General features: G+C 73.0%; 15 protein-coding genes. 9 read left to right on the top strand and 6 right to left on the bottom strand.

Features of this window, described 5'->3' with window-relative positions; all coding sequences use genetic code 11:
- Positions 1-110 precede the first annotated feature (110 nt).
- Together uvrB and AB6L24_RS09965 are read right to left on the bottom strand one after the other, a co-directional pair.
- On the bottom strand, positions 111-2279 hold the full coding sequence (gene uvrB, locus AB6L24_RS09970; protein ID WP_030358779.1) for an excinuclease ABC subunit UvrB: 2169 nt from the start codon (positions 2277-2279) through the stop codon (positions 111-113).
- A gap of 41 nt (positions 2280-2320) precedes the next feature.
- Entirely contained in the window at positions 2321-3211 is an 891-nt protein-coding gene (locus AB6L24_RS09965; protein WP_405654305.1) for an MHYT domain-containing protein, read from the bottom strand.
- 272 nt (positions 3212-3483) lie between these two features.
- Between AB6L24_RS09965 and AB6L24_RS09960 the strand changes: the two genes are divergently transcribed.
- From AB6L24_RS09960 to AB6L24_RS09950, 3 genes are all read left to right on the top strand, one after another.
- The gene (locus AB6L24_RS09960) at positions 3484-4386 is read left to right on the top strand and encodes a glycerophosphodiester phosphodiesterase (RefSeq protein ID WP_405654303.1); all 903 of its coding nucleotides are present in this window, start codon (positions 3484-3486) and stop codon (positions 4384-4386) included.
- A gap of 163 nt (positions 4387-4549) precedes the next feature.
- The gene (locus AB6L24_RS09955) at positions 4550-5131 is read left to right on the top strand and encodes a methylated-DNA--[protein]-cysteine S-methyltransferase (protein ID WP_405657114.1); all 582 of its coding nucleotides are present in this window, start codon (positions 4550-4552) and stop codon (positions 5129-5131) included.
- A 237-nt stretch (positions 5132-5368) separates the two neighbouring features.
- Entirely contained in the window at positions 5369-6667 is a 1299-nt protein-coding gene (locus AB6L24_RS09950; RefSeq protein ID WP_405654301.1) for an MFS transporter, read from the top strand.
- A gap of 13 nt (positions 6668-6680) precedes the next feature.
- On the opposite strand, the gene AB6L24_RS09945 is transcribed toward AB6L24_RS09950, so the two are convergent.
- Complete coding sequence (locus AB6L24_RS09945) at positions 6681-7049, bottom strand: cupin domain-containing protein (RefSeq protein ID WP_405654299.1); 369 nt, start codon at positions 7047-7049, stop codon at positions 6681-6683.
- 46 nt (positions 7050-7095) lie between these two features.
- On the opposite strand from AB6L24_RS09945, the gene AB6L24_RS09940 reads away from it, so the two are divergent.
- Both AB6L24_RS09940 and AB6L24_RS09935 read left to right on the top strand, forming a co-directional pair.
- Entirely contained in the window at positions 7096-8034 is a 939-nt protein-coding gene (locus tag AB6L24_RS09940) for a pseudouridine-5'-phosphate glycosidase (protein ID WP_405654297.1), read from the top strand.
- Positions 8031-9140 (top strand): carbohydrate kinase family protein, encoded by a 1110-nt coding sequence (locus tag AB6L24_RS09935; RefSeq protein WP_405654295.1) that lies wholly within the window; start codon positions 8031-8033, stop codon positions 9138-9140. Before AB6L24_RS09940 ends, AB6L24_RS09935 begins: the two co-directional genes overlap by 4 nt.
- 331 nt (positions 9141-9471) lie before the next feature.
- Here the strand turns inward: AB6L24_RS09935 and AB6L24_RS09930 are convergent, their stop codons facing one another.
- Positions 9472-10266 (bottom strand): methyltransferase domain-containing protein, encoded by a 795-nt coding sequence (locus AB6L24_RS09930; RefSeq protein WP_405654293.1) that lies wholly within the window; start codon positions 10264-10266, stop codon positions 9472-9474.
- A 110-nt stretch (positions 10267-10376) separates the two neighbouring features.
- On the opposite strand from AB6L24_RS09930, the gene AB6L24_RS09925 reads away from it, so the two are divergent.
- Complete coding sequence (locus AB6L24_RS09925) at positions 10377-11531, top strand: magnesium and cobalt transport protein CorA (protein ID WP_405654291.1); 1155 nt, start codon at positions 10377-10379, stop codon at positions 11529-11531.
- A 48-nt stretch (positions 11532-11579) separates the two neighbouring features.
- Here the strand turns inward: AB6L24_RS09925 and AB6L24_RS09920 are convergent, their stop codons facing one another.
- Complete coding sequence (locus AB6L24_RS09920) at positions 11580-11999, bottom strand: CBS domain-containing protein (protein WP_380851467.1); 420 nt, start codon at positions 11997-11999, stop codon at positions 11580-11582.
- A 168-nt stretch (positions 12000-12167) separates the two neighbouring features.
- A complete protein-coding gene (locus AB6L24_RS09915; RefSeq protein ID WP_405654289.1) occupies positions 12168-12800 on the bottom strand; it encodes a uridine kinase in 633 nt (210 codons plus the stop codon).
- Between the two features lie 43 nt (positions 12801-12843).
- Here AB6L24_RS09915 and AB6L24_RS09910 point away from each other — a divergent pair, with 43 nt between their 5' ends.
- The 3 genes from AB6L24_RS09910 (at position 12844) to AB6L24_RS09900 (ending at position 16083) form a co-directional block, all read left to right on the top strand.
- Positions 12844-13560 carry a DUF2293 domain-containing protein gene (locus AB6L24_RS09910; protein WP_405654287.1) on the top strand — a complete coding sequence of 239 codons (717 nt, stop codon included), beginning with the start codon at positions 12844-12846 and terminating at the stop codon, positions 13558-13560.
- Positions 13561-13960: 400 nt separating this feature from the next.
- Entirely contained in the window at positions 13961-14440 is a 480-nt protein-coding gene (locus AB6L24_RS09905; protein ID WP_405654285.1) for a DUF1772 domain-containing protein, read from the top strand.
- 152 nt (positions 14441-14592) lie between these two features.
- Complete coding sequence (locus AB6L24_RS09900; RefSeq protein ID WP_405654283.1) at positions 14593-16083, top strand: glutamate synthase subunit beta; 1491 nt, start codon at positions 14593-14595, stop codon at positions 16081-16083.
- Positions 16084-16129: the final 46 nt, after the last annotated feature.

The following is a 16129-nucleotide window of genomic DNA, read 5'->3' as shown; positions in this document are numbered from 1 at the left end:
GAACTGCCCTGGGCAACCGCCCGTTGCGGGCGATTGCCCATCACCCTATGCAGCCCTGTCCACCGCGCCGCACCCTGCCGGGCACTTTGTGTCGGTGTTGCAACACTGCGCTACGCCTGGCCTGCCTCCTTCATCTGCCGGAGCTCCTTCTTCATCTCCGACACCTCGTCGCGCAGGCGTGCCGCGATCTCGAACTGCAGGTCCGCGGCGGCGGCGCGCATCCGCGCGGTCATCTCCTCGATCTGCTCGGCCAGTTCGGCGGCGGGCCGGTCCGTGGGCACCGTCTGCGCGGCCTTGCCCTTGGCGGCCTTCCCCGCCGTCCCCGCCTTCGCGCCCTTGGCGGCGGCCGCGCCGCCCGCCGTGCCGAGCGACGGCACCGGGGCCTTGGCGTTCTTGCCGTCCTTCGACTTGCGGTAGTCGGTGCCGAGGAGTTGCTCCGTGTCGACCTCTTCGCGCGCGATGGCCGAGACGATGTCGTTGATCTTCTTGCGGAGGGGCTGCGGGTCGATGCCCTTCTCCTTGTTGTACGCGATCTGCTTCTCCCGGCGGCGGTTGGTCTCCTCGATGGCCTTCTCCATCGCCGGGGTGATCTTGTCGGCGTACATGTGGACCTGGCCCGAGACGTTGCGCGCCGCGCGGCCGATCGTCTGGATCAGGGAGGTGCCGGAGCGCAGGAAGCCCTCCTTGTCGGCGTCGAGGATCGCCACGAGGGAGACCTCGGGCAGGTCCAGGCCCTCCCGGAGGAGGTTGATGCCGACCAGGACGTCGTACTCACCGGCGCGCAGCTCGCGCAGGAGCTCGACGCGGCGCAGGGTGTCGACGTCGCTGTGCAGGTAGCGGACCTGGATGCCCAGTTCCAGGAAGTAGTCCGTGAGGTCCTCGGCCATCTTCTTGGTGAGCGTGGTGACCAGGACGCGCTCGTCCTTCTCGGTGCGCTTGCGGATCTCGTGCACCAGGTCGTCGATCTGGCCCTCGGTGGGCTTGACGACGACTTCGGGGTCGACGAGGCCGGTGGGGCGGATGATCTGCTCGACCGCGCCGTCGGAGCGGGAGAGTTCGTATGCCCCCGGGGTCGCCGACAGATAGACGGTCTGGCCGATGCGCTGCTGGAACTCCTCCCACTTCAGCGGGCGGTTGTCGAGCGCGGACGGCAGCCGGAAGCCGTGGTCCACGAGGGTGCGCTTGCGGGAGGCGTCGCCCTCGTACATCGCGCCGATCTGCGGGACCGTGACGTGCGACTCGTCGAGGACGAGCAGGAAGTCGTCCGGGAAGTAGTCGAGGAGCGTGTGCGGCGGGGTGCCGGGGCCGCGGTCGTCGAAGTGCATCGAGTAGTTCTCGACGCCGGAGCAGGAGCCGATCTGGCGGAGCATCTCCAGGTCGTACGTCGTGCGCATGCGCAGCCGCTGGGCCTCCAGCATCTTGCCCTGCTTCTCCAGCTCCGCGAGGCGCTCGGCGAGCTCCTTCTCGATGCCGTTGATCGCCTTCTCCATGCGCTCGGGACCCGCCACGTAGTGGGACGCCGGGAAGACGTAGAGGTGGTCGTCGTCGCTGATGACCTCGCCGGTCAGTGGGTGCAGCGTGGAGAGGGCCTCGATCTCGTCGCCGAACATCTCGATGCGCACGGCCAGTTCCTCGTACACCGGGAAGATCTCGATGGTGTCGCCGCGGACCCGGAAGGTGCCGCGGGTGAAGGCGAGGTCGTTACGGGTGTACTGGATGTCGACGAAGCGGCGCAGGAGCTGGTCGCGGTCGATCTCGTCGCCGACCTTGAGCGGGACCATCCGGTCCACGTACTCCTGCGGGGTGCCGAGGCCGTAGATGCAGGAGACGGAGGCGACCACGATGACGTCGCGGCGGGTGAGCAGGGAGTTCGTCGCGGAGTGGCGCAGGCGCTCGACCTCCTCGTTGATCGAGGAGTCCTTCTCGATGTACGTGTCCGACTGGGGGACGTACGCCTCGGGCTGGTAGTAGTCGTAGTACGAGACGAAGTACTCGACGGCGTTGTTCGGCAGGAGCTCGCGGAACTCGTTGGCCAGCTGGGCGGCCAGCGTCTTGTTCGGCGCCATCACGAGTGTGGGGCGCTGGAGCTTCTCGATCATCCACGCGGTGGTGGCCGACTTGCCGGTGCCGGTGGCGCCGAGCAGGACGACGTCCTTCTCGCCCGCGCGGATGCGCTTCTCCAGGTCGGCGATGGCCGTGGGCTGGTCGCCACTGGGCTGGTACGGGCTGACGACCTCGAAAGGTGCCACCGTGCGTTCGATCTTCGATACGGGCCGCATGGAACCCACCGTACGACCACCCACTGACAACGCCCCCGCGCTCACCACTTCTGCGGTGTCCGCGCCCCCGTCCTGCGCCGGATCCTGCGGCCGGGGCGCGCCGCCGGCCGGCGGCTGACGTGCCCGAGCTGGCGGTCGCCGGAGCGGGGCACGGGGTAGGAGGCGCTGCGCGGGCGGGCCGCCGCGGCCTTCAGGTCGGCCTTGCCCAGCATCATCAGCGGGTCGAACATCACGATGACGCCGGCGAGCAGCAGGAAGGCGAGCGGGCCGACCATGAGGGGGGCGAGGATCTCGGGGGACGAGTCGCCGGGCGGGGCGGTGGAGCGGCTGTGCAGGTGGACGGTGACCGCGGCCATCCCCGTGTAGTGCATGCCGCTGACGGCGAGGCCCATGACGAGGCTGGCGCCGAGGCTCCACAGGAAGCCCCTGATCTGGCCCGCGGCCCACAGCGCCGCGATGGCGGCGACGACGGCGATCACCACGGAGGCGGCGACGGTCAGGGTGTTGTACTGGAGCCTGCCGCCGAGGCGCATGCCGGCCATCCCCAGGTAGTGCATCGAGGCGATCCCGAGCCCCGTGATGGTGCCTCCGGTGAAGAGCGCCGCTCCGCTGGCGCCGCGGTAGCCGACGATGAAGATCCCGACGCCGACCATGACGATGGCGACGGCGAGGCTCGCGAAGGTCGTCGCCCGGTCGTAGTGGATCGGCGTCCCCTCGACGCTGAAGCCCATCATCGCGATGAAGTGCATGGTCCAGATGCCGGACCCGATGGCGGCCGAGCCGAGCGCGAGCCAGCCGGGCCGCCAGGAGTGCGCGACCAGGAGCGACCGCGTGGTGCAGCGCAGGCCGAGCGCGCCGCCCAAGCAGGCCATCAGATAGGCGACCACCGGCGTGACGAATCCGTAGCTGAAGCCGTCGACCGTGCCCTCCATGAGCGGTAGCCCTTCCGCCTGTCGTACCTGGATGTCCCGGATCGCCCCGTCTGCTCTGACCGACGGCCAGGTGACGGGCCGTCGGCTGAGGTGAGAGTAGGGCTCAGCCGTGAACGCACGACCGATTTTCCGGCAAAGAAGCACGGGTTCCACGCCTGGGGTCCCCACTTGGGAGGCCGGTGTTCAACGTGTGGTCATCCTGTACCTGTCTGTAGTTGGCCGTGCACTGTCATTCTCAACCGAACCGTGAGCTCATGACGCGAGGAGAACCCGTGCACGCACGCGCCGCAGCCGCCACGACCGCCGCTCTCCTGGGAACAGGAGCACTCGTCCTCCCCTCCACCGCCGGCGCCCAGGCACCCGCCGACACCGCCGTCGCCGCAGCCTCCGCCGCGCACAAGAACCCCACAGTCGTGGCCCACCGCGGAGCCTCCGCCTACGTCCCGGAGAACACGCTCGCCGCGATCGACAAGGCCGCCCGCATGGGCTTCCGCTGGGTCGAGAACGACGTCCAGCGCACCAAGGACGGCGTGCTCGTGATCGTGCACGACGACAACCTGAAGCGGACGACGAACGTCGAGGAGGTCTTCCCCCACCGCGCCCCGTGGAAGGTGAAGGACTTCACCGCGGCGGAGATCGCCAAGCTGGACGCGGGCAGCTGGTTCGGGGAGAAGTACAAGGGCGCGCGCGTGCCGACGCTCACGCAGTACATGAACCGCGTCTCGCGCAACCACCAGAGCCTCGTCCTGGAGATCAAGAAGCCCGAGCTGTACCCCGGCATCGAGCGGGACACCCTGCGGGTGCTGCGCAAGACCGGCTGGCTCGACCGCGACCACGTGAAGAACAAGCTGGTCGTCCAGAGCTTCAGCGCGGACAGCATCAAGAAGGTGCACGCCCAGCGGCCCGACATCAAGACCGGCTTCCTGGGTACGCCCGCGACCGCCGACCTCCCGGCGTACGCGAAGTTCGCGGACCAGATCAACTCGACGCACACGTCCATCTCCGCCGGCTACGTCTCCGCGATCCACCGCCTCAAGGGCGCGCACGGCAAGCGCCTGGAGATCTTCACGTGGACCGTGGACGAGGCCGCCGCCGCGCGGCGGGTCGCGGGCTTCGGCGTGAACGGCATCATCACCAACAAGCCCGATGTGGTGCGCAGGGCGATCAACGACTGACGTCGAGCGGCATCGAGCGGCTTCGAGCGGCTTCGAGCGGCATCGACCGACACCACGGCCGGCCGCACGGCCGACGGCGGACCTCTCGCCTGCCGGGCGCCGCGGGACGACTTGTCCCGCGGCGTTGTCAGTGCCCGGACGTACCGTGGTCTCCATGAACGCCATGGGGCACAACGAGCAGGACCGGGACGAGCGTCGGGAGCCGGGCGCGCGGTCCGGCGCCGTATGGGCCGTCGTCGGGAGCGACATCGGTCCGCTGCTGCTTGCGGCGACCGACGCGGGCCTGGTCACGGTCGTCTTCCACGCCACGGACGACGTGCGCGACAAGGCCCTGGAGCGCCTCGGCTCCCGCCTTGGCGCCGAGCCGGTCGAGGATCCCGACTCACCCCTGCTCGCCGAGCCCATACGCCAGCTGCGGGCGTACTTCGCCGGACAGCGGCGCGACTTCGAGCTGCCGCTGGACTGGTCGCTGATCTCCGGCTTCAACCGCCAGGTGCTGCGCGAGCTGGCGGCGGGCGTGCCGTTCGGGACGGTCGTGGGGTACGGAGACCTGGCCCGCCGCGTCGGCCAGCCCGGCGCGGCCCAGGCCGTGGGCATGGCGATGGGCGCCAATCCGCTGCCGGTCGTGGTGCCCTGCCACCGGGTGGTGGAGAGCGACGGCGGCATCGGCGGGTTCGGCGGCGGCCTGGAGACGAAGCGGCGGTTGCTCGCGCTGGAGGGGGTGCTTCCGGAGCCGCTGTTCTGAGGGACCCCGGACTCGGTGTTCCTGGACAGCCCTGGACCCGGTGTTCCGGCGCGCCCCGCAGACTCAGTGTTCCGGGTACCTGGGTGGCCCGCTGACTCGGTTTCCTCCCGTACTGCATGTACATGAACACCACCGGTCCTGACACACTTCCGACGTGCTCATATCTGCCTCGCCCTCGCCCTCCTTGTCGCCCTCCTCCGCGCCCGCCAGGTGTCCCCGTGGCCCGCGATGTCCCCGATGAGCACGACCGGGGGCACGACCGCCGCACCCGTCGCCGTCGAGGAACTGCCCGCGGTGCGACGGCGGATCACGGCGGTCCTGGTCGCGAGCCAGATCCTCGGCGGGCTCGGCGTGGCCACCGGGATCGCGCTGGCCGCCGTGCTCGCCAAGGAGGTCAGCGGCACGGAGTCGCTGTCCGGGCTCGCACCCACCGCGACCGTCGCCGGGACCGCGCTGCTCTCGGTGCCGCTCGCGGCGCTGATGACCGCGCGGGGCCGCCGCCCCGGCCTCGTACTGGCGTACCTGATCGGCGCGTTGGGCGCGGGAGTGGTCGTCGTGGCCGCGGCCGTCGGGAACTTCCCGCTGCTCCTGGTGGGCATGGCCGGGTTCGGCGCGGCGTCGTCGGCCAACCTCCAGGCGCGGTTCGCGGCGGCCGACCTGGCCGAGCCGGGGGCCAGGGCGCGCGCCATCTCCAACGTCGTGTGGGCCACGACGATCGGCGCGGTCCTCGGGCCCAACATCGCGGCGCCCGCGGGCCGCAGCGTCTCCGGGCTCGGCATCCCGAAGGAGGCGGGGCCCTTCGTCTGGGCGGCCGGGATCTTCCTGATCTCGGCGGTCGTGGTGGCGCTGCTGCTGCGTCCCGATCCGCTGCTCACCGCCCGTGCGCTGGAACCCGGCGGGGACCAGACGGCGGCGGGCCGGTCGCTGCGGGCCGGGTTCGCCGCCGTGGCCGCCTCCCCGCAGGCGCGGCTCGCGCTCGTGACGGTCGCCATCGCGCACACCGCCATGGTGTCGATCATGTCGATGACCCCGGTCGACCTCGGCCACCACGGGGCGAGCATCGATCTGATCGGCCTGGTCATCAGCGGACACATCGCGGGCATGTACGCGTTCTCGCCGGTGATGGGACGGCTCGCGGACCGGATCGGACGGCTCGCCGTCATCGCCCTCTCCGTGGGGCTCCTCGGCTGTGCGGCGCTGCTCGCGGGCACGGCGGGGAGCAACCACGGGCAGACGGCGGCAGGCCTGTTCGTGCTCGGCCTCGGCTGGTCGGCGGGGCTCGTGGCGGGGTCCGCGCTGCTCACCGACTCGGTGCCGCAGGCCGCGCGGGCCGCCGCCCAGGGCCTCTCGGACCTGACCATGAACACGGCGGCGGGCGTCGGCGGCGCGGTGGCGGGCCTGGTGGTCGCGCGGGCGAGCTACGGCTGGCTCAACCTGATCGCGGCGCTCCTGCTGCTGCCGCTCGCGGCGTTCGCCCTGTTCACACGCGGCCCCGGCCGCAGGGACGCCGAGGCCGCCGCCGTACCGGAGGACTGACCTCCGCGGGCGTTCAGCCGCCGAGGGTGATGTGGTACGCCTTGCGCAGCGTCTCGTGCACGGTCCACGTCGTACGGTCGCCCTCGCGCAGCACGGCCGCGTCGCCGGGGCCGACCTCCAGGACGTCGCCGCCCTCCACCTCGATGGTGGCGCGGCCGCTGACGACCACGAACAGCTCGTTGGCCTCGGTGTCGGTCACCACGCCCGGGGTGATCTGCCAGATGCCGCGCAGCTGCTTGCCGTCGGCGGACTCCCAGAGGACCTTGCCGGTGACGACGGGGTCCCCGGAGACGATCTGCTGGGGGTCGAGCGGCTCCTCCTCCAGCTCGACATCCGGAATGTGCACGGCAAAAGAGGGCGCGTTCTGATCATTCGTGGTCATGGCCGGTCACCTTAATGGGTTTGCCGCGGGGCGCCGCCCGCCAGGGATGAAGGAAGACCCGACTGGCAGGAGGCTGACCGTGTTGGTGGTGTCCGACGAGGTACAGGCGGCTCTCACGCGACGGCGCCCCGTCGTGGCCCTGGAGTCCACGATCATCGCGCACGGGCTGCCCCGCCCCCGCAATCTGCGCGTCGCCCACGAACTGGAACAGGCCGTACGCGACGAGGGCGCCGTGCCCGCCACCATCGCCGTGCTCGACGGGCGCCCCCACATCGGCCTGGACAAGGACCAGTTGGAGCGGGTCGCCGGGGAGGACGGCATCCGCAAGCTGGGCCACCGGGACCTGCCGCTCGCCGTCGCGGCGGGCGCGAGCGGGGCGACGACGGTGTCCGCGACGGCCCTGCTCGCCGCCCGCGCGGGACTGCGCGTGTTCGCCACGGGCGGGCTCGGCGGGGTGCACCGGGAGTGGACCCTCACCCAGGACGAGTCGGCCGACCTGGGGCTGCTCGCGCGGACCCGGATCACGGTCGTGTGCGCGGGCGTGAAGTCGATCCTGGACGTGGCCGCGACCCTCCAGCGCCTGGAGACCCTGGGCGTGGCGGTGGCGGGCTACGGCACGTCCCGCTTCCCCGGTTTCTACCTCACCGACTCCGGGCACGACGTGGACTGGACGCTGCGGACACCGGACGAGGTCGCCGCGGTCATGCGCGCCCAGGACGCGCTGGCCGCACCGGAGTCGGCGCTCGTCGTGGCCCATCCCGTACCGGAGGCCGAACAGCTCGAACCCGCCCTCCACGCGCGCGTGCTCGACGAGGCGCTGCGGGAGTGCGCCGCGCGAGGCGTGCGGGGCCAGGCGGTCACCCCGTTCCTCCTCGACCACTTGATGCGGCACACCGAAGGAGCCTCCCTGGAGGCCAACCTCGCGGCGGTACGCGGGAACGTACGCCTCGCGGGGCGGATCGCGTCGGCGTGGACGCGGGCGTGACGGCTTCGGGCGAACCGCCGGACGCGGGCGTCGGGTCACCGGGCGAGCCACCGGACCCCGGCGCGACGGCCCCCGGACCGGACCGTCCCCCGGCGCCCTCCCCGAACGGAACCGGCGCCCTCCTGGTCGTGGGTGACGTCGTCACGGACATCGTCGCCCGCCACCGGGCGCCCCTCGCGCCCGGCACCGACACCGTCGCGGCGATCCGCACCGTGCCGGGCGGCGCGGGCGCCAACGTCGCCTGCTGGGCGGCGCACTGGGGGTGCCGCGACGTGCGTTTCCTCGGCCGGGCGGGTGCCGACGCCGCCGCGTGGCACGAGGAGACGCTGCGCCGCGCCTCGGTACGTCCCCATGTCGCCGTCGACCCCGAGGCGCCCACAGGCACGGTGATCTGCCTGGTCGACGCGGCAGGTGCGGCGGCCGAGCGGACCTTCCTCACGGACAGCGGCGCGTGCCTGCGCCTGTCCCCCGCCGACTGGACGCCCGCCCTGCTCGACGGCGTGACCTGGCTCCACCTGTCCGGCTACCTGTTCTTCGCCGAGTCCAGCCGCGCGGCGGCGCGGGCGGCGTTGGTGTCGGCACGCGCGCGTGGGGTGACGGTGAGCCTGGACCCGGCGTCCGCGGGGTTCCTCGTCCGGCACGGCGTGGACCGCTTCCTGGCCGACGCGGCCGGGGTGGACGTCCTGCTGCCGAGCCGCGACGAGGCGCTGCTCCTGGCGGGACCACCCGGGACGACGGGGATCGCCGACGCGACGGGCCCGGCTGACGCTGCTGGGCCGACCGGGCCCGCCACCGCGGCCGCCGAGCTGAGCCGCCGGTTCCCCGAGGTGGTCGTGAAGCTGGGCGGGGACGGCGCGCTGGCCGCGCGGGACGGGCAGGTGCGGGTCCGCGTCCCTGCGGTGCGGGCGGACGCCCGGGACTCCACGGGCGCGGGCGACGCGTTCACCGGGGCGTACGTCGCGTCGCGGATGGCGGGGGCGGGGCTGCGGGACGCCGTGAGTGAGGGGTGCAGGGCGGGGGCGCGGGCGGTGTCACGGGTGGGGGCCCGGCCGGAGCTGCGGGCCCCGCTTCCCGGGGGGCGTGCGGGGGCTCCCCCGGGGGCGTGAGGCGCTCCGCGCGCGGGCTCACTCTCCGGTGTGGACTCACGCTCCGGTCGAGGGCTGCATCTCGGTACAGCCCCGCGCCCGCACCCGGACTCACGCCCAGGTCCGGGCTGACGCTCCGGTCCAGGGACGCACCTCGTTCCAGAGCCCCGCGCCTCGGGCCAAGCCCCGGACGCCCCGGTCCAACCTGGCGCCCCGGTCCAGACCCCGCGCCCGCGCCCGGGCTCACTCTCCAGTCCAAGCCCACCCGGCCCCGCCTCACACCCGTCCACGCCCCGCCCGGCCCGGCTCACGCTCCCCTCCAAACCCCACCCGGCCCCGACTCACCCTCCGATCAAGCCTTGCGGGCCCACGCCGACACCAGCGGAGCCGTCGCCGGGACGACGACGCGGTCGGCGACATGGGTGAGGTGTCGTTCGATGTCGTCGTGCGAGGCGAGGCCCGCGGCGACGAGGCCCGCGCGGACCTGCTCGACGGTGGCGGACTCCAGGGCCGCGCACGCCGGGGAGACGAGCGGGAAGTACGCGTCGGCCTCCACCTGCCGCAGTCCCGCCGCGCGCAGCAGCCTCGGCAGCACCCGCCCGAACGCGAGGTCGGCGCCGCGGTCGGCGAGCAGCGCGCGCACGCCACCACGCAGCCGGTTCGCCGCCTCCTCCTCGGGGCCGTGCTCGTCGGGGCAGGCCAGCGGCTGCAGCGCGGGGTCGGCCTCCTCGATCAGGAGCCGGCCGCCGGGGCGCAGCGCCTTGATCATGGAGTGCAGGGCCCGCTCGCGATCCGGTACGTGGGTGAGGACGAGGCGGGCGTGCACGAGGTCGAACGCCTCGGCGGGCGGCGCGTCGGCGGCCACGTCGTGGACACGGACCTGTACGGGCGGACGCGCTGCCGTCAGGAGCGGCGCCGTGTCCGTGGCGGTGGCGAGCACACGGCCGGTGGGGCCGACCCGCTTGGCGAGCCAGGACACGACGGACGTGCCGCAGGCGCCGACCTCCCAGCAGCGCCAGCCGGGCCCGATCCCGAGCCGTTCGATGTGCCGGAAGGTGGTGGGGTCGAAGAGGGCGGCGAAGGCGCTGGAGCGGGCCGCCGACTGGTCGGGCCTGCCGTCGAGGAGATGTCCGTCGGTTCGCGTCATGTGGCGATCATTACAGTTCCGGAGCGGAGTATTCCGTTCCCACAGGCCTCACCGTGGTGTCGGACCGGACTGGCAGACTTGCTCATCAAGTCCAGCACGAGGAGCTGCACATGTCGATGTCGGGCAACCTGCGGAAGGTCGGAAGCCTCCGCAAGGTCGGGAATCTGCGGAGCGTCCGCGGCCTGCGCAAGGTCGCGGGACTGACCCGGCGTGGGCCTCGCGTCGACCTGAGCCACCCCGTCCGCTCCCCGCTGGGCTCGTCGGTGGTGAAGTGCGTGACCTATCGCAAGGGGGTGCGCCAGACACCCGCCCGCGACGGCGATCTCGTCGAGGCCGTGGGCCAGGTCCGCAAGCACGACGACGGCTTCGTGTGGCTGGGGCTGCACGAACCGACGGAGCGGGAGTTCGCGGGCATCGCCGAGCTCTTCGACCTGCACCCGCTGGCGGTCGAGGACGCGGTGCACGCCCACCAGCGGCCGAAGGTCGAGCGCTATGGCCAGACGCTGTTCGCCGTGTTCAAAACGGTCTGTTACGTGGAGCACGCGGAGCTGACCGCGACCAGCGAGGTGGTGGACACCGGCGAGATCATGGTCTTTGTCGGCAAGGAGTTCGTGATCACCGTGCGGCACGGCAGGCACGGCTCGCTCGGCCCGCTGCGCGAGGAGCTTGAGGGGACGCCGGACCAGCTGGCGCAGGGCCCTGCGGCGGTCCTGCACGCCATCGCGGACCAGGTCGTGGACGACTATCTGGCGGTGGCGGACTCGGTGCAGGCCGACATCGACCAGGTCGAGGCGGAGGTGTTCGCGCCCGAGGGCGCCCGCGGGGCCGACCCGGGCCGGATCTATCAGCTCAAGCGCGAGCTCCTGGAGCTGAAGCGGGCGGTGGTGCCGCTCGGCCGCCCGCTCCAGATCCTCGCCGCCAAGCCGATGCGGCTCGTCGCCCCGGAGATACAGGCGTACTTCCGCGACGTGGACGACCACCTCAAGCGGGTCACCGAACAGATAGCGGCCTTCGACGAACTGCTGAACTCGATCCTCCAGGCCCACCTCGCCCAGGTGACGGTCGCGCAGAACGAGGACATGCGGAAGATCACGGCCTGGGCCGCCATCGTCGCCGTGCCCACGATGGTCTGCGGGGTCTACGGCATGAACTTCGACCACATGCCCGAGCTGCGCTGGCAGTACGGATACGGCCTGGTGATGGGAGTGATAGCGACGGCGTGTGTCCTGCTGTACCGCGGCTTCCGGCGCAGCGGCTGGCTGTGACGGAGGGCCGGGAGGGGGCAGGCGCGGGACGGGCGGGCGCGGGGCCGGTCAGGACTTGGCGTAGACGCTCTCGACCCAGGCGGAGAGCTGTTCGTCCGTCAGGTGCTGGGCGAGGTCGGCCTCGCTGATCATCCCGACGAGGCGCTTGTTCTCGATCACGGGCAGCCTGCGGATCTGGTGGCCCTGCATCTCGTGCAGCACCGCATCGACGTCGGCGTCCGACGCGATCCAGCGGGGTGTGCCCTTGGCCATGTCGCCCGCGGTGACCTTGGCCGGGTCGTGCCCCATCGCGACGCAGCCGACGACGATGTCCCGGTCGGTGAGGATGCCGCACAGGCGGTCGTTCTGGTCGCTGATGGGCAGGGCGCCCACGTCGAGTTGGCGCATGAGCTGGGCCGCGCGGTCCAGGGTCTCGTGCGCGGGGATCCACTGGGCACCCCGGTGCATGATGTCTCCGGCGGTGGTCATGGGTACCTCCCGGTGCCGGACGGCCGGCGCGGCGCGGGGGCGTCGCTAGTCCCGGCGTCCTCATTCTCGTCGCGGCGCCCACGGGCCGCACCCGCAGCCGCCGCGGGACGGATCGGCGCTGGTCGGAGGCGGTCCGGGCCGGACGCGGTCGAGCCGAGGCCGGTCGGATCAGCCTGTCCAGGCCGGGTGGCGCGGGTCGTCGGCCCGGACGACGACGTCGGCCGCCGCGGTGGGGTCGGCCTCCGCCTCGTACCGGTCGAAGGCGGGCAGGGTCCACTGGTCGTCCGGCGGGGTGCGCCGCCGCAGGGCGCCGGAGGAGAGGTGGACGTGCACGGTCAGGTCGAGGGGGAACCAGTGGCCGAGGAGCAGCGGGCCGTGCAGCAACAGCAGGGCGCCGGGAGGGAGTTGGACGTAGGGGGTGCGGGTGGCGCGGTCGGCGTGCGGGTCCCACAGGTCGGGCAGGACGCGGCCGGTGCCGCCGGGGTCCAGCGGTCCGAAGACCTCGCGCCAGAGGGCGCCGGTGTCGAACCAGCCGCTGTAGTACGCCTCGACGTCCTCGTGGCCGTACTCGAGGCGCAGCGAGGCGGGCCGCAGGAACCCGGACGTGCCGACGACGAGCGAGGGCCGCCCGCGCACGCGCAGCGCCTCGGCCACCGCGGTGGCGAGTTCGCCGGGGCGGGCGGCGGGGGCGCCGTCGAAGGCGACGCGCGGCCAGACGCCGCCGTCCCGCGGCTCCAGGCCGAGCAGTCGGTCGGCGAGGGTGTCCGTGAGCCGTTCCCAGGTGATCGCTTCGAGTCGCACGGGCCCATGATGCGGGGTGCCGGTGGGCGGGCATGAACCGGGCATGGCCGTTCCTCGCGTGCGCACCGGGCCCGTCGTCATCCAGCCGCTGAAGCGCAGGCGTTGTGTGGAGTGCCGGGGCGGGCCGCTGTCGCTGCTGGTCGACGAGGGCGGCGGGCCACGCTGCCTGGACTGCGCGGACCTCGGGCACCTGGTGTATCTGCCGCGCGGGGACACGGCGTTGACGCGGCGGGCGCGGGAGGGCAGTGGGCTTGCCGCGGTGGTCGTGCGGTTCAACCGGCGCAAGAGCCGGTACGAGCGGCAGGGCGTCCTGGTCGAGGAGGCGGCGCTCGTCCGGGCCGAGGAGCGCTGCCTGGCCGACGCGGACGCGCGGGCGCGGCGGCGGGCGCGGGACGGCGCCCGGCGGGCCGGGGAGGACGTGCGATTCGTCGGGGAGTTCGCGGCGGAGATCCGCCGGCTGTTCCCGGGCTGCCCGCCGGACCGGGCCAGTGCGATCGCCGCGCACGCGGGTGCCCGGGGCAGCGGCCGCGTGGGACGCAGCGCCGCAGGACGCGCCCTGACGCCGAGAGCGGTGACGGCGGCGGTGATCGCCGCGGTACGGCACACGGACACGGAGTACGACGCGCTGCTGATGCGCGGGGTGCCACGGGGCGAGGCGCGGCGTGCCATCGCGGGGGTCCTGGAGGAGCTGTTGCGGGGGTGGCGGGGGGCCGGGCCGGGGGCCGGGGAGGGCGGGCCGGAGTGGGGTGCCGGGGCCTGAGGGGCCCAGTGCCGGACGGTGCGGGGCGGTGGCCCTGCGGGGCGTTCCCCAGTCCCGCCCCTTCCCGAAACCAGGGCTCCGCCCCGGGCCCCGGGGGTGGAGGTTCCCTTCGGGTGGGACCGGGGCACCGTCGAATCGGCGCTCCGCGCCTCGTCCTCAAGCGCCGGACGGGCTGAAATTGCCTCGTCGATTGCCTCGTCGTTCCCGTCGGGTGAGACGGGACGCCCCCGCTGGAGCGGGCCGGGCCCCCGGCCTGCGAGACGTCCGCACATGGAGGCGCGGGGGTCGCGTATGGCGTTCGGAACTGTGGGGTCCTTGACTGGTCACAGACACACCGCGCCGTGCAGGATCGGGCGCGCCACGCCGGCCGTCGGAGGCCGGACCCACCCAGGGAGTAGCCATGATCGACGGACCGTACTTCGTGCTCACCGTTCTCGGTGCGGTGACCTGTGCCCTCGTCGCCGGAGTGTTCATCGGCTTCTCCACCTTCGTGATGCGGGGGCTCGCCGCGCTGCCGTCGCCCCAGGGCATCGCCGCGATGAACGCGATCAACGTCACGGCGGTCAGGCCGCCGTTCATGGCCGTGTTCATGGGGGCGACCGGCGTCACTGTGGTGCTGGCCGTGGTCACCTTCGTGGTCTGGCCCGACGAGGGCGCGGTGGAGCTGCTGCTCGGCTGCGCGCTGTATCTCTTCGGCTGCTTCGGGGTGACGGTCGTGGCGAACGTGCCGCGCAACAACGAGCTGGCGAAGGTCGACGCGGCATCGGAGTCCGGCGCGGCGTACTGGCGTACGTACGTGGCCGAATGGACGATGTGGAACCACATCCGGACGGGTGCCGCCACCGCCGCGACGGTCTCCTTCATCCTCGGCCTGACCTGAGAGGCCTCGGCCCGGCCCGGGAGACCTCCGCCTGACCTGGGAGTTCCCGGCCGGTCCTGCGCCGCTCCGCCGCCCCCGGAGCACATGCCGACCCCGTCTCCCCGGCATACCGTGGTGGCTGAAAGACGCGCCCTACGCGTAGGGAGACGGCCATGGCCGACCCCAAGGGGTTCCTGCGGCACCCGCGCCGGGAGTGGCCGCGGCGGCCGGTGGGCGAGCGGGTGAAGGACTGGGACGAGGCGTACGTCCCCGGGGCGCCGCTGCCCCTGATCGAGGAGCAGGCCGACCGGTGCATGGACTGCGGGGTCCCGTTCTGCCACGAGGCCTGTCCGCTGGGGAACCTGATCCCCGAGTGGAACGACCTGGTCTCGCGGGCCGACTGGCGCGCCGCCGCCGAGCGGCTGCACGCGACGAACAACTTCCCCGAGTTCACCGGCCGGTTGTGCCCGGCGCCGTGCGAGGCGGGCTGCGTCCTCGCCATCAACCAGCCCGCGGTGACCATCAAGAACGTCGAGGCGGCGATCGCCGACCGTATCTGGGCGGACGGCCTGGCCCCGCCGGTGCCGCCGGAGCGCCTGACCGGGAAGTCGGTGGGGATCGTCGGGTCGGGCCCCGCGGGCCTCGCGGCGGCGCAGCAGCTGACGCGGGCGGGGCACACGGTCGTGGTGTACGAGCGGGACGACCGGGCGGGCGGGCTGCTGCGCTACGGGATCCCCGCGTTCAAGATGGCGAAGCACCATCTGGAGCGGCGGCTCGCGCAGCTGCGGGCCGAGGGCACGAGGTTCCGTACGTCGACGGAGGTCGGCCGGGACATCGGCGCGGCGGCGCTGCGGAGCCGCCATGACGCGATCGTGCTCGCCGTCGGGGCCACGGCGTGGCGGGAACTTCCGGTGCCGGGGCGGGAGCTCGCGGGCGTCACACAGGCCATGGAGTACCTGCCGCAGGCCAACCGCGTGTGCGAGGGCGACCTCGGCGTCTCCCCGCTGTCCGCCGCCGGCCGGCACGTCGTGATCGTGGGCGGCGGCGACACCGGGGCGGACTGCCTGGGCACGGCGGTCCGGGAGGGCGCCGCGTCCGTGACCCAGGTGGACATCCGCGCGCTCCCCCCGACGGAGCGGGACGAGACGGCCGACCCGTGGCCCACGTATCCCACCGTGCACCGGGTCTCCCCCGCTCACGAGGAGGCCGAGGCGTTGGGTTTCGGCCAGAATCCGGACGCCGACGCGCGGCTCTTCGCGGCCTCGACGCTGCGGTTCTCCGGGGACGCCGCGGGGCGGGTGCAGGCCGTTCACCTGGGCACTGTCGATGAGCGGCGGCGTCCGGTGCCGGGTGCCGAGCGGATCCTCAGGGCCGACTTGGTGCTGCTCGCGCTGGGGTTCCGGGGGCCACAGGTGACCGTCGGGAGCGCGGTCTCGGAACTGGGAGTGACGGTGGCGCCGGACGGCACGGTCGCCAGGGACGGCGGCTACGCGACGAACGTGCCCGGGGTGTACGTCGCCGGGGACGCCGGGCGCGGCCAGTCCCTGGTGGTGTGGGCGATCGCGGAGGGCCGCGGGGCCGCGGCGGCCGTGGACCGCCACCTCATGGGCACGACGTCACTGCCGTCACCGGTGACCGCGCACGACGGCCCTCTCAGACCGTGACCGGGTACCGCGGAACAGGCCGCCGACCGCGACCCCACAGGCGCCA

The sequence above is a fragment of the Streptomyces sp. RK9 genome (genome assembly GCF_045070545.1).
Taxonomy (GTDB): Bacteria; Actinomycetota; Actinomycetes; order Streptomycetales; family Streptomycetaceae; genus Streptomyces; species Streptomyces alboflavus.
Note: the sequence above shows the minus strand (reverse complement) of the source record. Positions and strands in the feature narration are given on the sequence as shown.

What these genes read in the sequence shown, in the direction of transcription:
- AB6L24_RS09940 (WP_405654297.1), top strand. Translation starts at nt 7,096, where the DNA reads ATGAAGGAAGACCCGACTGGCAGGAGGCTGACCGTGTTGGTGGTGTCC.
- AB6L24_RS09925 (WP_405654291.1), top strand. Translation starts at nt 10,377, where the DNA reads ATGTCGATGTCGGGCAACCTGCGGAAGGTCGGAAGCCTCCGCAAGGTC.
- AB6L24_RS09900 (WP_405654283.1), top strand. Translation starts at nt 14,593, where the DNA reads ATGGCCGACCCCAAGGGGTTCCTGCGGCACCCGCGCCGGGAGTGGCCG.
- AB6L24_RS09905 (WP_405654285.1), top strand. Translation starts at nt 13,961, where the DNA reads ATGATCGACGGACCGTACTTCGTGCTCACCGTTCTCGGTGCGGTGACC.
- uvrB (WP_030358779.1), bottom strand. Translation starts at nt 2,279, where the DNA reads ATGCGGCCCGTATCGAAGATCGAACGCACGGTGGCACCTTTCGAGGTC.
- AB6L24_RS09920 (WP_380851467.1), bottom strand. Translation starts at nt 11,999, where the DNA reads ATGACCACCGCCGGAGACATCATGCACCGGGGTGCCCAGTGGATCCCC.
- AB6L24_RS09930 (WP_405654293.1), bottom strand. Translation starts at nt 10,266, where the DNA reads ATGACGCGAACCGACGGACATCTCCTCGACGGCAGGCCCGACCAGTCG.
- AB6L24_RS09950 (WP_405654301.1), top strand. Translation starts at nt 5,369, where the DNA reads ATGAGCACGACCGGGGGCACGACCGCCGCACCCGTCGCCGTCGAGGAA.
- AB6L24_RS09965 (WP_405654305.1), bottom strand. Translation starts at nt 3,211, where the DNA reads ATGGAGGGCACGGTCGACGGCTTCAGCTACGGATTCGTCACGCCGGTG.
- AB6L24_RS09945 (WP_405654299.1), bottom strand. Translation starts at nt 7,049, where the DNA reads ATGACCACGAATGATCAGAACGCGCCCTCTTTTGCCGTGCACATTCCG.
- AB6L24_RS09910 (WP_405654287.1), top strand. Translation starts at nt 12,844, where the DNA reads ATGGCCGTTCCTCGCGTGCGCACCGGGCCCGTCGTCATCCAGCCGCTG.
- AB6L24_RS09955 (WP_405657114.1), top strand. Translation starts at nt 4,550, where the DNA reads ATGGGGCACAACGAGCAGGACCGGGACGAGCGTCGGGAGCCGGGCGCG.